At 38.2% G+C, this 14,175-nt stretch carries 13 protein-coding genes; all 13 read right to left on the bottom strand.

All coding sequences use genetic code 11. The annotated features are described in order from the left end of the window. Positions 1–8: 8 nt before the first annotated feature. The 13 genes from BANVL01_RS16730 to BANVL01_RS16670 all read right to left on the bottom strand — a co-directional run bounded on the left by BANVL01_RS16730 (position 9) and on the right by BANVL01_RS16670 (position 14,154). Entirely contained in the window at positions 9–1,691 is a 1,683-nt protein-coding gene (locus tag BANVL01_RS16730) for an acyl-CoA mutase large subunit family protein (protein ID WP_066088009.1), read from the bottom strand. 27 nt (positions 1,692–1,718) lie between these two features. Further along, positions 1,719–3,272: a class I adenylate-forming enzyme family protein gene (locus BANVL01_RS16725; RefSeq protein ID WP_066088012.1), complete on the bottom strand. Its 1,554-nt coding sequence runs from the start codon at positions 3,270–3,272 to the stop codon at positions 1,719–1,721. 206 nt (positions 3,273–3,478) lie between these two features. Beyond that, complete coding sequence (locus BANVL01_RS16720; RefSeq protein ID WP_066088015.1) at positions 3,479–3,799, bottom strand: DUF3870 domain-containing protein; 321 nt, start codon at positions 3,797–3,799, stop codon at positions 3,479–3,481. Between the two features lie 104 nt (positions 3,800–3,903). Then, positions 3,904–4,671, bottom strand: a complete 768-nt coding sequence (locus tag BANVL01_RS16715) for an SDR family NAD(P)-dependent oxidoreductase (RefSeq protein ID WP_066088018.1) — start codon at positions 4,669–4,671, stop codon at positions 3,904–3,906. Positions 4,672–4,735: 64 nt separating this feature from the next. Then, a complete protein-coding gene (locus BANVL01_RS16710; RefSeq protein ID WP_066088020.1) occupies positions 4,736–5,593 on the bottom strand; it encodes a 3-hydroxyacyl-CoA dehydrogenase family protein in 858 nt (285 codons plus the stop codon). 28 nt (positions 5,594–5,621) lie between these two features. After that, a complete protein-coding gene (locus BANVL01_RS16705; protein WP_066088023.1) occupies positions 5,622–6,392 on the bottom strand; it encodes an SDR family oxidoreductase in 771 nt (256 codons plus the stop codon). A 19-nt stretch (positions 6,393–6,411) separates the two neighbouring features. Further along, positions 6,412–7,209, bottom strand: a complete 798-nt coding sequence (gene menB / locus BANVL01_RS16700; RefSeq protein WP_066088029.1) for a 1,4-dihydroxy-2-naphthoyl-CoA synthase — start codon at positions 7,207–7,209, stop codon at positions 6,412–6,414. A gap of 61 nt (positions 7,210–7,270) precedes the next feature. Further along, positions 7,271–8,434: a CaiB/BaiF CoA transferase family protein gene (locus BANVL01_RS16695; RefSeq protein WP_066088032.1), complete on the bottom strand. Its 1,164-nt coding sequence runs from the start codon at positions 8,432–8,434 to the stop codon at positions 7,271–7,273. After that, positions 8,431–10,080, bottom strand: a complete 1,650-nt coding sequence (locus BANVL01_RS16690; RefSeq protein WP_066088035.1) for a class I adenylate-forming enzyme family protein — start codon at positions 10,078–10,080, stop codon at positions 8,431–8,433. Before BANVL01_RS16690 ends, BANVL01_RS16695 begins: the two co-directional genes overlap by 4 nt. 101 nt (positions 10,081–10,181) lie before the next feature. Continuing rightward, positions 10,182–10,946, bottom strand: coding sequence for an enoyl-CoA hydratase/isomerase family protein (locus BANVL01_RS16685; RefSeq protein WP_066088036.1), 765 nt, complete (start codon positions 10,944–10,946; stop codon positions 10,182–10,184). 14 nt (positions 10,947–10,960) lie between these two features. Beyond that, positions 10,961–11,803: a 3-hydroxyacyl-CoA dehydrogenase family protein gene (locus BANVL01_RS16680; RefSeq protein ID WP_066088037.1), complete on the bottom strand. Its 843-nt coding sequence runs from the start codon at positions 11,801–11,803 to the stop codon at positions 10,961–10,963. Positions 11,804–11,818: 15 nt separating this feature from the next. Then, positions 11,819–13,012 carry an ABC transporter substrate-binding protein gene (locus BANVL01_RS16675; RefSeq protein ID WP_066088040.1) on the bottom strand — a complete coding sequence of 398 codons (1,194 nt, stop codon included), beginning with the start codon at positions 13,010–13,012 and terminating at the stop codon, positions 11,819–11,821. 11 nt (positions 13,013–13,023) lie between these two features. Then, complete coding sequence (locus BANVL01_RS16670; protein WP_066088043.1) at positions 13,024–14,154, bottom strand: acyl-CoA dehydrogenase family protein; 1,131 nt, start codon at positions 14,152–14,154, stop codon at positions 13,024–13,026. Between the last annotated feature and the right edge of the window lie 21 nt (positions 14,155–14,175).

The raw sequence follows: 14,175 nt of genomic DNA, 5'->3' as shown, positions 1-14,175 counted from the left end.
TCATCATATTAAAATTTAGCAGAATCCTGATAAATTCCGTAAATATCCCGTAACACATCGCTTATTTCACCTACGGATGCATAGACTTTCACTGCTTCAATCATCGCCGGAATCACATTTTCTCTTCTTTCTTCCGCTTCTTTTATACGTTGTAACGCTTCTTTGACTTTTTCTTCATTTCTGCTAGCCTTTAATTCTTTTAGTCTTTCAATTTGTCTTTTTTCCATTTCCTCATTGACCTCAAAAACTGGTGTGTCGAGGTCTTCTTCTACTTTGTATTTATTCACTCCAACCAATGTCTCTTTCCCAGATTCAATATTCTTTTGATACCGGTAAGCAGATTCAGCAAGCTCCTTTTGAAAAATACCATTTTCAATACAGGCGACGGCGCCGCCGAGTTGATCTATTCTCTCAAGTTCTTTCATGACTTCCTCTTCGATTTTATCTGTCAAACATTCAATCGCATAAGAGCCGCCCAGTGCATCGATGGTGTTTGTTACTCCACTTTCCTCGGCAACAATTTGTTGAGTTCTTAGGGCAACTGTTACGGCTTGTTCCGTAGGTAAACCCAATGCCTCATCAAAGGAAGAGGTTGCAACGGTCTGTACCCCGCCTAAGGCAGCAGCCATCGTTTCGATAGTTACACGGACGATATTATTTAAAGGTTGTTGAGCGGTTAAAGCCCCTCCTAATGTGTAGGCAAAAATTCGATATCTCATCGAGTCAGGATTTTTTGCACCATATTTTTCTTTCATAAGTTTTGCCCAAATTCTCCGTGCAGCTCGAAACTTCGCTACTTCTTCTAAAAAATCTACACTGGAGGCTAAAAAAGTAAATACTTTTGGAGCAAAATCATCAATTTCCACCCCTCGTGACAATGTCTCATCTATATAAGCAATGGCATTCGACAAAGAATACGCCAGTTCTTGAATGGCCGTACTACCGCTGTCACGAATGTGATAGCCGCTAAAAGCTATAGGCACCCAGTTTGGTAAATGCTTTGAGCAGTATTCAATCACGTCTGCAGACAATTTAACGGAAGGTTCGGGTGGATAAATATATGTTCCACGCCCTATATATTCCTTTAGTACATCGTTTTGCAGAAAAATTTTAATGTTGTTCGGATCGATTCCTTGTTTCTCAGCATATGCGACTAATAGGGCCACCATCAAGGGACCAATTCCATTAGCTGTTGTTCGAATCTGGCGTACCTTTTCAAAATTTACCCCTTCAAATAGCCTTTCCATATCTTCTAGGGAATCAATCGCAACCCCTACTTTTCCGACTTCCCCTTCAGAAAGTTCATAATCGGAGTCATAACCAACTTGTGTAGGTAAATCTAAGGCAATCGAAAACCCTGTTTGCCCTTGCTCTAACAGGAAACGGTACCGCTTGTTCGCTTCTTCAGCCGAGCCAAATCCTGAATACATACCCATTACCCAAATATTACTGCGATACATCGATGGGTCTACCCCGCGGACAAAAGGAAATTGACCAGGAAAATTAATCTCATTTAGATATTGTTCTGGATCCCTTCCCAGATCCTCAGGAGTATATAAGGCTTTTACAGGAAGTCCGGATTTTGTTAAAAATTCACTATTTCGTTCAGGATTATCTAACAGCCAAGGTTCCAAACGTTCTTCCATCCACATTTTATTTGCTATTGCGATATCCTTTGTTTTCTGTGTCATCTAAACCCCTCCCGATAGTTCCGAACGTTAAACTTGCCGATCACATGATTGCCAATATTGACTCCTTAATTCACGCTTAAGAATTTTACCATTTGAGCTTTTTGGAAGTTCATCAAGGAAATCGATTGACTTTGGCTTTTTATAGCTGGCAAGAAATTTTCGGCAATATTCTATTAATTCTACAGCTGTTACTGTTTCTCCTTGTCGAAGGGCTACACAAGCTTTGACAGACTCTCCCCATTTATTGTCCGGAATACCAAAAACGGTTGCTTCTAAAACACTTTGATGTTGGTATAGTACTTCTTCGATTTCTCTTGGATAAATATTATATCCTCCGCTAATGATCATGTCTTTACGGCGATCAACAATATAAATATATCCATCTTCATCCTTCTTTGCTAAATCGCCAGTATATAGCCAGCCGTCACGAATCGTTTCTTTGGTAGCTTCCCGTAAGCCCCAATATTCTTTCATAATATTGTCACCGGAAATAATAACCTCGCCGATTTCCCCGGTAGGGACTTCATTCCCATCCTTATCTATTAGTAACACTCGAGCATTCATGATTTCCCGACCGGCCGAAGCTAGAATTCTCGGTTTTTCATATAACCCAGTGATATGATCGTTCTTTGTTAAAACTAAATCGGGATTAGGCGCTTCGCTGAGACCGTAAACTTGAACAAAAATATTACCAAATACATCAATCGCCCTTTTCAAGGTCGCTACCGGCATTGGCGCCCCTGCATAAATAATCGTGTTTAAACTGCTATAATCATACTCGTGAAGATTTTCGAACTGGACTAGCATCGAAATCATGGTGGGAACCATCCAGGTCGTTGTAGCACCATATTTTTCCACAAGATTAAAAAACTCATCAACTTGGAACTTTGGCATTAAGATGTTGGCAGCCCCTTTTACAAAGTGAGGCAACACCTTTGTACCCCCACCATGTGCTAAAGAAGCAACATGAATCATTGCATCGGTTGGCTTAATCATTAACTCATCAATAAAAACGTTGTTCAGTGAAGAAATTCTCGAACGAACATCTGTGACAGCCCCTTTTGGCTTGCCTGTTGTTCCAGATGTATATAAAATTTGGAAAAGGTCCTCTTCATTCGTATCGACATAATCATTTTCAGGACTGTTCTGGGTCAACAGTTTTTCATATGATAAGTCACTTGTATTCTCATTCCCTACACATATAAAATGTTTTACAAAAGGAATGTTATCCCTGATTTCACTTACTTTCATTGCGTAATCATTGCCATATATAAGTATTGATGCATTTGAATCATTAAGAATGTATTCAATCTCATTTGTTGTTAATCTTGTATTTAATGGCACCCGAACTAAACCACTTTTTATTAAGGCAAAATCTGCAATACAATATGGAGAGCTATTGGGAAGTAAAATACCCACTCTCTCGCCTTTCGTTACACCAAGCTTTTGAAACGTATTACTTAAGGTGTTTGATATTTTATGAACTTGTTCAAATGTCATTAATTCCCCCTCAGAAATTAGGGCAGTATTATTTTTATAATATCTTGCACTTCTTTCGATCATATAAGCTAGTAGATTCATAATAAAATCCCTCCATGATTTTAAATAAGTTTAATTTCTAAGCTTAATGACCATCTACTAAAAAAAACCCAGTAACAAATAAACTACCTTTGTTACTGGGTCTTACCTAGTGATAAGATTGATTTTTGTCAATCCCCATAGATAACCAGAAAAGCTATATAAAATTGTCAATAGTCCACTAATTGGATCATTGCATGTTTATTAAATTATAAGGCTTTTGATTCATTATACCGATCCCATGCTGAACGTACAGCTTGGATAATAGCACCTTGTGAAGGCAGTAAACAATGTTTTTTTATGGTCTCTGTAAGCGGTTGTAAGCCCTTCTTTAAATCATACCCTTTTACAACTTCACTTAAGTAGAAATTTGTTAAATCAGCAACAAATGTAAATTCTGCATCTTCAATGATTTCTGTCTTTGTATTAACAACCAGGACAACACCAATGATCTTATTTCTTTCATATAATGTAGTACCACGAGGCAACTGGGCAAATCCGGTGATTAAAACATTTTCGCGATTTTTCATTATTTCATCCCTCTCTTAATATTTCAAATTTTATAATAGTATTACATAAAAGAGAGATTACTTCCATCTGAAAAATCTTATATTCTTAATTTTTTAAACATTTTTTATCCCATAAAACGCCCACCATTGACATCCAATATAGCCCCGGTCATATAGTGAGAATCATTAGACGCCAAAAAGGTCACTACACTTGCTTGTTCTTCAATTGACCCTAATCGGCGAAGTGGAATTTCTTCAAGAACCGAATTCTGTTCTATTTCATTCATGTTTTCCCAAGTATCTTGCATTCGTTCACCACTGATCACCAGTCCAGGTGCAATCGCATTCACTCTAATTCCATAACGGCCTATTTCTTTTGCCAACCGCCTTGTAAATGAGATGATTCCGCCTTTAGCCGCAGCGTACGCAACACCGGTTACAATACTTGCCGTTCTCCCACCGATTGAGGCAACATTAATAATACTTCCGCCTGTTTTTGCTTTCATATATGGAACAACTGCTTGAGAGCATAAAAATGTCCCTTTTAAATTTACATCCAATACTAAATCCCAATGTTCTTCCATAATTTCTTCTAACTTTTTTGGTGTATGCAAACTTCCTCCAGCGTTATTAACCAGAATATCAATTCTTCCAAAAGAATCATAAATGAACTTCATCATTGCCGTGACTTGATCCTTGTTGGCTATATTTGCAGCATATTCATTCACTTTAAATCCTTCATTTTTTAATAAATCAACCGCTTTTTGTAGACCCGTTTCATCAAGGTCATTCATCACTACAATAGCACCCTCTATTGCCATCTGTTTAGCCATTGCATAACCTAATCCACCTGCGGATCCAGTAATGCAGGCAACTTTACCTTCCAATTTCATTTCAAGCCCCCCAAAATATCAAGAAAAAAGATTCAATTGAACCCTGAAAGTATTAAAGCTTGATTTATTTTGTTGCTTCCTTCGCCATATATTGATAAAAACCTTCACCAGTTTTCCTTCCTAACTTTCCTTTTTCTACCATTCCATATAAAAGTTTGGAAGGCTGATACTTTCGATTATTCGTTTCCACGTAAAGGGTTTCCATTACATTTAATACTGTATCCAGCCCCACGGTATCAGCTAACGTAATTGGACCAATCGGGTGATGTGCTCCTAATTTCATTGCTTCATCTATTTCTTCTTTACTGCTAATCCCTTCTTCCAGGACACAAATTGCTTCATTAATCATAGGGATTAGGATGCGATTGACGACAAATAACGGAGATTCCTTAACCTCAATCCACTTTTTATTTAAACTCTCCATAAGTTTTTTGACTATTTCAAACGTCTCGTTACTTGTTTGATGGCCTCTCACCACTTCTACAAGCGACATTACTGGAGGAGGATAAAAATAATGAGTGCCAATTAAACGTTCAGGGAATTTAAGAACTGATGACAGTTCCGTAATATTTAATCCGGAAGTGTTGGTTGAAAATATCGCTTTTTCACAACAAATACTCTCTAATAATAAAAGCAACGATTGCTTTAACGCCATTTTTTCTGGGATTGCTTCGGTAACATAATCGACTTCTTTTAGATCTATTATGTTTATTGTGGTTTTTATTCGTTGTAAAACTGATTCAACATCTTCATTTAAAGTATTTTTTTTGTATGCTCTTTGTAGATGGCTTTTTATTTTTTCAACACTTTTATTTAAAGAGGTCTCATTAACATCAAAGAGTGTGACACTATATCCCGATTGAGCAAATAGTTGCGCGATTCCTGTACCCATAGTTCCAGCACCAATAACTGCAGTGATCATAAACCTTTACCACCCGTTCTTTTAGAATTTATAAAGAGAATCCGCCATCAACAGCAAGGACTTGACCAGTCACAAAATCACTGGCGTCAGAGGCCAAAAATATTGCTGCACCTTTTAAACTATTATCATCACCTATTCTTTTTAAAGGTGATCTTTCCATCACCATTTCTCCTTTTTCTTCTAAAAACGCCATTGTCATCTTCGTTGGAAAATAGCCTGGAGCAAGCGCATTCACATTGATGCCATGTTTGCCCCATTTCATTGCTAAATCCTTTGTAAGATGAACAACAGCAGCCTTACTCGTGGAATAACCAACTGCATCTAAAATTTCCGGTGGATCCACTCTTAATCCCGCGCAGGATGAAATATTGATAATTTTGCCAAATCCTTGTTCAATCATCTTTTTGCCAATTATTTTCGCCGTTAAAAAGGTGCCTGTCAAATTAACTTTGATTACTTTTTCCCAGCCCACAAGTGGCATCTCTTCTACAGGTGCTGCCCAATTCGTACCACTATTGTTAACCAAAATATCAATCTTCCCAAATTCCTTGATTACATTATCAATTAAACTCTGAATCTCTTCTTCTTTTGTTATGTCACATTTATAGGCCTTTGCCTTTACATCATAGTTCATCAAGCGGTAAGCAGTATCCGCGCATGTCTCGATTTTCCTGGAACAGAGTACAATATTACAGCCTGCCTCTGCCAAAGCTGTTGCAATTTGCTTTCCTAGTCCTTGACCTCCACCGGTAATAATGGCAACCTTACCTTCTAGCTTAAATAACTCCAATACATTCATTTTCTAAACCCCTTTACCTTTATTTTCTGAATCTGCTAAAATCAACAGGGCGTTTTTCTACGAATGCATTTTTTCCTTCCAATGCCTCTTCCGATTTATAAAACATGGATAAGCTTCCAAAAGCCAATTGTGAAATCCCTTCGATATTGGCTGAATCGGCATTAAAAGAGGCTTTTAACATTTTTAAAGCGGTTGGGCTCTTTTGTAGAATAAGTTCACACCATTTGTCTACTTCTTCTTGTAACTGTTCATGCGGTACCACTTTATTGATCAAACCCATTTGTAATGCTTCTTCGGCGCTGTATTGGAGACAAAGATACCAAATTTCTCTTGCTTTTTTCTCTCCCACTATCCTTGCCAAATAAGCAGAACCAAAACCTGCATCATAGCTTCCTACTGAAGGGCCTTTTTGGCCCAGGATTGCTCGATCAGAGGCAATAGTTAGATCGCAAAGTACTTGTAGCACATGTCCTCCGCCAACTGCATAACCGTTCACGGCGGCAATAACTGGTTTAGGAATGTTACGAATGACGTAGTGCAGCGTCTCCATCTCTAATCCCATTCCGCCGGTTAATCCACCATTCCCACCGTATCCGCCGGATTCTCGTTGTTTAATATCTCCACCTACACAAAAAGCCCTATCTCCAGCACCAGTTAACACCACTACGCCAATTTCATTATCATCCCATGCATCGCGAAAACACCTGATTAGTTCCTGAACAGTTTCACCACGGAAGGCATTTAGCGATTTAGGACGATTCATCGTAATTTTTGCCGTTCCATTAGTTTTTTCATATAATATATCTGTAAGATTCAAAGAAAATCACTCCCATTTTAATAAATTTATTTATTTTGCTAGCTTTAGTGACAAATTAAAGCTAAATTCCCTTAATTATTCCTGTTTCTAAAAGATGGGTTACTTTTGACTCACTATATCCTAGTGACAATAATAGTTCCCGAGAATTTTCGCCGAGAATTGGTGCACTTCTTTGGTTATTTGTCGAAGTATAGATTGGTGTTGTAATATATTTAAATTCCTGATTTCCACTTGTTCGATAACTTTGGATGATATTTTTCTTTTTGATATGAGGATCATCCTCTAATTCTTCAATCCCTTTTACCGGTGTAAAAGGAATATTTGCATTGAAAAATAGTTTTTCCCACTCAGACCTTGTTTTTTGGATAAAAATTGATTGAATGATTGAAATGATTTCATCTCTTTGCTCAATATTATGGAAATCAAATGGGATTAAATCTTCTCGATTCACCAAATCACAAAATCCTTTCCAAAAATATTTATCATAAGCGGCAAGTGAAACATATTGGTCATCTTTGGTCTTATAAACATTCCAAGCGGCGGATTTACCTGTAAAATCTGAGGATGTTTTCCCATCTGCAAAGTATCGGCCTGCAATAATAGTTAATAATGATAATAATCCATCTTGCATCGCTAAATCGATATAGGTTGCCTCACCGGTGTTTTCAACTTCTTTTAATCCGGCAAAGATGGAAATAACTGTCCATAAGCTAGCCGATGTGTCCCCCAATAATAACCCTTGGATGGAAGGATTACCGTGTTTATTTTGTTGAGACATTCCAAGAATTCCACTTAGTGATGTAAAATTTAGATCAAAAGCGGGGAGATCTTTGTATGGACTATCTTGACCAAATCCAGATAATGAACAATAAACGATTTTGTTATTCAGCTTTTTAATTGTTTCAAAACTAATCCCTAGTTTATTTGCTACCCCTGGGCGAAAATTTTCTAAAATACAGTGCGAACTTGCCGCTAATTCATAGAAAATTTGTCTGCCTTCATCTGTTTTTAAATTTAGGGCAACGCTTTTTTTATTTCGATTGATCGTCAAATGATGATGGCTTTCGGTGCCAACGAAGGGAGGTATATCCCTGCTAGGATCTCCATCAATACTTTCAATTTTAATCACTTCTGCACCCAAATCCGATAAAATCAATGTTGCATAACCACCTGGAAGTAATCGTGATAAATCTAATATCCGAACACCATTTAATGGTTTCGTCATACAACCTCTTCCTTTGTAAGCATATTTTGTAGTTTAAATTTTTGGATTTTTCCACTATGAGATACTGGAAACTCTTTCACCATCACTACCTTGTCTGGAATTTTATATTTTGCGATTTTTTCATTTAAAAATTTCACCAAATCATCCCTTGTAATGATGGTGTCAGGTGATTTTGCTCTTATAAATGCACAGGTTCTTTCACCAAGATACGCATCCGGGTAACCGACTACATGAACCTCCTGAATATCTGGGTATTGGTAAATGGCTTCCTCCATTTCGGAAATATAAATGTTTTCTCCTCCTCGGATAATCATATCCTTTATACGGCCAATAATCTTTATATAGCCAAGTTCATTCATAACACCTAAATCACCACTATGGAACCAGCCAGCTCGATCAATTGCAGTTTCATTTGCTCCGGGATTGTTATAGTAACCAAGCATTCTCGTAACTCCGCGAGCACAAACTTCACCCGGTTGGCCAATTGGTACAATGTTTCCATCAGGATCAATCACTTTTGCTTCGGTACCTCTGACTGGAGGTCCACCACTTCCACATGACAATTCAATTGGGTCCTCAGGTTTCGTGCAGTGATTTCCTCCACATTCCGTTGTTCCATAACATTGAATGAATATTGAATTGAATGTAGATGAAATTTTTTTAGCAACCGAAATTGCTACCGGCGATCCTGCACACCAAGTTCCCCTAACGGACTTTACATTATAGTGAAGAAAATTCGGATGATTCATGATGGAAATGAACATTGCCGGTACACCAATTAATATTGTGGCACCAAATCGCTCAATTTGCTCAAGCGTTTTTTCCGGTTTCCATGAACCTAAATAGACAACCGAAAAATTCCCCAATAACGCTCCATTTTGAGAATGATTGCTGCCAGTTGAATGGGCTAAGGGAGCCATTGCGATCATAATATCACTTGGTCTGGCACCCCAAGATTCATTATTTAGTGTCCCTGCAGCAATACGATTATTATGGGTAGCCATAACTCCCTTAGGTGCCCCGGTTGTACCAGATGTATAGCAGATTTCAAGCAAACTATCTGCATCAACAGAATTTTCTTTCAAATATTCCGCTAATTGCTCATTCACTTCTTCATTACTTAAATCTGTCTTTATTAAATGGTCAAACGAAAAAATATAAGGTGACTCTTTTATGGATTCATTCTTCCCTACAACAATGATATTCTCTAATTCTTTGAGGTCGTTTTGTTTAAGTTCTTCTACCATCCCAACAAAATCAAAATCACTGTTAGCAGGCAAAATGATATGTTTTGCACCGGAATGCCCCAATATCATTAAGAATTCCTTTTCCCGATACCGAGGACTAACCGGCATTGTAATAATTCCAGTTTTTGCACATGCATAGTAAATTAATGAATATTCCGGCCAGTCAGGAAGGCATATTCCAAGTCGATCTCCCTTTTTAAAGCCATTTTTTATTAAGTTTAAGGCAATTACATTCGTATATTTATGAAGTTGACCATATGTAATTGTCCTATCTTCATAGTAAATAAAAACCTTGTTTGGGAACTCTTCTGCTGCCTTTTCAATTACATCCCCAAATGTACGTCCTAGAGGAAAGATTTCACCCGGACTATGGTAATAGCTTACCTTTCTTTTTGACAAATTTTATCCCTCCCAAAATACAGATTAGCGCAGGCCGCAACTCGTAAAGCCTCATTGACTTTACTTAGGACTGCTTGCGCTAACCGTTATTAAAGAATTTATTAGAATTCCGGCTTTCTTTTCTCTAAAAAAGCAGATATACCCTTCTGAAAATCTTCACTTCCAAAGCAATGGCTTCCTAACTCTAACTCTATTTCCAATCCAGTAGGTAAATCTGTGTTCATTCCACTCATGATTGCTTGTTTTATCGTTCTTATTGCATTCGGGCTTTTTTCACTAATCGTTTTAGCTAATCGTTCCGAAAAATCAGATAATTCATGATATGGGACGACATATTCTACTAAACCTATTTCCAATGCTTCCTGTGCTGATACTCTTCTTCCGGTAAATAATAAATCTTTTGCCCTGCCAATCGAAACGATGCGAGGCATCCGCTGAGTTCCTCCACCGCCTGGAATTAATCCAAGATTGGTTTCAGGAAGTCCAAGTTGAGCATTTTCAGACGCAATCCGAATATCACATGCAAGTGCTAATTCGGTTCCTCCCCCTAACGCAAGACCGTTAACGGCACAAATAGTCGGAATCGGAAGTTTAGCAAGTTGATCAAATGTATGGAGAAATTGCTGATTTATTACCTTACCTTCTTCTACACTTACATTCTTTAAACCTTTAATATCAGCACCTGCTGCAAAAAACTTTTCACCACAGGAAGTGATGATTAACACTCTATTTTCCTTATGGTTATTGACTTTTTCTAAATGCATCCGTAATTCTTCTAAAACTTCTAAGCTTAGAGCATTTACAGGAGGTCTATTGAGAATTAGTTTTACGATCCGTTCTTGCTGAATCACTTCAAAGTAACTCATTTTTACCCTCCACACTATTGATAATTATAGAAGCCTTTTCCTGATTTTCTGCCAAGTAACCCGCCTGCAACCATATTCTTTAGGACTGGACTTGGTCTGAAGACCTCACCCAGTTCTTCAAATAAGGATTGCTGGATTTTAAGTTCCGTATCCAAGCCGATTAAATCTATTAATTCTAATGGGCCCATTGGATAATTGTAGCCGAGCCTCATACCCTTATCAATATCCTCAACAGTTGCCACTCCTTGTTCAAGACAACGCAATGCTTCGCACATCATGGCCTGACCAACTCTTGTGACAATAAACCCCGGAAAATCATTTGAAACCACAACTTCTTTGCCGATTTTTTCACAAAACATCTTAATTTCTTCAATTGTTTCTTGAGAAGTATGGATACCCGTAATCAGTTCAACCAATTTCATAGCAGGTACTGGATTAAAGAAGTGGGTTCCAATAAGCCTTTCCGGATGGGTTAATACCGATCCGATTTCAGATATACTAATCCCGGACGTATTTGTAGCTAATATTGTTTTTTCGTTTACAACCGTTTCTAGCTTTCTGAAAATCTCTTGTTTCACTTGTAGGTTTTCATAAACTGCCTCAATTACTAAAACGCAGTCAGTTAAATCCTCTACATTGGTGGTATAGTCAATTTTATTCACCCATGAACCTACCGTACTTTCGTCTGCACCGCGTTTCATCGCATTTTTACCAAATCGGTCAAATCTTTGTCTAGTTCCGGTAAATGCCTCCTCGGAAACCTCATGGACAATAATGCTGTCTTCCAGCTTACTGCTTAAATGGAAGGCAATTCCTGAACCCATTAATCCTCCGCCAATTACACCAATTTTTCTCATTTCTACTCTCCTCCGTTATTGAACAGGTACCCATTCACCGTCTTTATGTTCTACCATGATCACAGCCTCATTGCTCGATCCTTCATGTTTATCAGGTCCAAATGAAATCGAGTACCCTTTAGGACCGGTTAGGGTGTCAAACTTGTCAATCGATTCAATTGCATCCCTTATCCTTTGACGATTAATTTCTCCCTTTGCATCCGCCTTTCTTATCGCTTCAATTAGAACTTTTGCTGCATCATAACCAAGTGCTGCAAAATCAATCGTACCTTCATTACCGTAGTCTTTATGGTATTGATCTACCCAAGTTTTTACTTCATCTTGACCAAGGTCTAAAGATGCAGTCGCAATTGTTCCATTGGCTGCTTTACCGCCAATATTTGTGAAGATTTTAAAAATGGAACCACGGCCGCCAATATTCGGAATGTTCCAGCCGATTTTTTCAAGATTACTAACAAACCTTCCGTGGTCCGCACCTAATCCCCAAACGATTACGACATCAACATTGGCTTTCTTTAAATTTAACGCTTGTGTTGTTAAATCCGGGGCTCCAACTGTATACCCTTCAGAGGCAACAATTTTAAGCCCTTCTTCAGGGATCACCTTATCAAAAATTTGTTTTCCTGACATTCCATAGGCGGAAGTATCATAAAGTAAACCGATATTTTTCCAACCTTTCTCCTTTATAAACGCAACAATACTGTCAATATCCATGGTGGATACAGCCGATACCCTGAATATCCATGGACTTGCCGGTTGCAACACTTCAGGCGATTGGGCGATTGGAACAATTTGGGGCACCTTACTTGAACGCGAAACATTTGCTGTTGCAATGGAAGTGGCTGTATTTGGATTTCCTAGAATTGCTACTACTTTTTCAGATGAAATTAATTTTTGTGCACCCGAAGTAGCTTTTGTCGGATTCCCTTCATCATCGTAATTTATGATTTCGATTTTTCTCCCATCAATTCCTCCATCGTCATTAAATTTCTTGATGGCCATCTCTACTCCATTACGCATGGTAATTCCCATATCTGCACCGGCGCCGCTAAAAGATCCAATAACACCAACCTTGATTGATCCTTTAGCCGAAGTATCACCTGATGCGGTTTTTTGACTAGTCTCCTTTCCGGCACATCCTGAAATTAAAGCAATACCTAGAAGGGTAACTGCTGTTGTAGTAACTATTTTCTTAAATCCATTGAACATATAAATCCCCCTTATTTTTTTAATTTATATTTTGCAATGATCATCCTTTGAATCTGATTCGTCCCTTCAAAAATTTGTGTTACTTTTGCATCTCTCATCATTCTTTCAACAGGATAGTCTCGAATGTACCCCGCCCCCCCTAGAACTTGAACCGCATCGGTTGTAATTTCCATCGCAGCATCAGAAGCTACTGTTTTCGCGATAGAAGAATAATAGCTGGCAATCTTATTTTTATTGATTACTTGTTCCGCAGCATAATAGACCATTCTCCGAGCCGTCTCTTCTTTGATAGACATGTCGGCAATCATAAACTGTAGTCCTTGGAATTCTCCAATTGTTCTACCAAATTGTTTACGCTCAGAAGCATATATCACGGCAAATTCTAGTGCTCCTGAAGCAATTCCCAGTGCATGTGCGGCTACAACAACCCGTGTTCGATCCATTGTCTTTTCGATAATCGAAAAGCCATCCCCTTCCATTCCAATAAGCTGTTCCTCAGGAATCCAGGCATTTTCAAGATATAAATCTGTTGTATAGCTGCCCCGCAACCCCATTTTCTTTTCCTTTTTCCCTACATGTAACCCCTCTGTTTCCTTTGGTACGATAAAAGCACTTAATCCCCCTTTCCTATCCGTTTGATCGGTTCTAGCAAATATGACATATACATCTGCTAATCCGCCATTCGTAACAAAACACTTACTACCATTAAGTACATATCCTCCGTCTTTCTTATGGGCAGTTGTTCTTATCGATGTAACGTCTGACCCAGCCCCTGGCTCTGATATGGAAACTGCAAATAGGTTGTTTTTTCGTCCATTTGGATACACAAATCTTTCTTTTTGCTCATGATTTCCTCCAACTAAACATGCCACTGATCCCGTTAAATGACCAACCAAAGTAATAGCTGTTGATGCACAATATTTAGCTATCTCTTCAACAACAGCGCAAACTGTATCAAGGTCAACCTCTGCTCCACCATTTTCAGCAGGGTACATCATACTGGTATATCCTTGCTCCTTAAGTTTTTCAATGATCGAAGGATCAATTGCCTCATTCTCATCAAATTCCTTAGCAATTTCACTCAGTTGTTCTTTGGCAAATCTTTTTGTAGCAAGTTTAAAATCGTCAAAAATACTATTCACCTAAACCACCATCCTACTATC

Origin of the sequence: Neobacillus novalis NBRC 102450, assembly GCF_001591805.1 — a bacterium.
Lineage (GTDB): Bacteria > Bacillota > Bacilli > Bacillales > Cytobacillaceae > Neobacillus > Neobacillus novalis.
This window is presented reverse-complemented; position numbering and strand designations above follow the sequence as displayed.

Coding starts and splice junctions, on each gene's coding strand:
- BANVL01_RS16730 (WP_066088009.1), bottom strand. CDS start 1,691: ATGACACAGAAAACAAAGGATATCGCAATAGCAAATAAAATGTGGATG.
- BANVL01_RS16725 (WP_066088012.1), bottom strand. CDS start 3,272: ATGAATCTACTAGCTTATATGATCGAAAGAAGTGCAAGATATTATAAA.
- BANVL01_RS16720 (WP_066088015.1), bottom strand. CDS start 3,799: ATGAAAAATCGCGAAAATGTTTTAATCACCGGATTTGCCCAGTTGCCT.
- BANVL01_RS16715 (WP_066088018.1), bottom strand. CDS start 4,671: ATGAAATTGGAAGGTAAAGTTGCCTGCATTACTGGATCCGCAGGTGGA.
- BANVL01_RS16710 (WP_066088020.1), bottom strand. CDS start 5,593: ATGATCACTGCAGTTATTGGTGCTGGAACTATGGGTACAGGAATCGCG.
- BANVL01_RS16705 (WP_066088023.1), bottom strand. CDS start 6,392: ATGAATGTATTGGAGTTATTTAAGCTAGAAGGTAAGGTTGCCATTATT.
- BANVL01_RS16695 (WP_066088032.1), bottom strand. CDS start 8,434: ATGACGAAACCATTAAATGGTGTTCGGATATTAGATTTATCACGATTA.
- BANVL01_RS16685 (WP_066088036.1), bottom strand. CDS start 10,946: ATGAGTTACTTTGAAGTGATTCAGCAAGAACGGATCGTAAAACTAATT.
- BANVL01_RS16680 (WP_066088037.1), bottom strand. CDS start 11,803: ATGAGAAAAATTGGTGTAATTGGCGGAGGATTAATGGGTTCAGGAATT.
- BANVL01_RS16675 (WP_066088040.1), bottom strand. CDS start 13,012: ATGTTCAATGGATTTAAGAAAATAGTTACTACAACAGCAGTTACCCTT.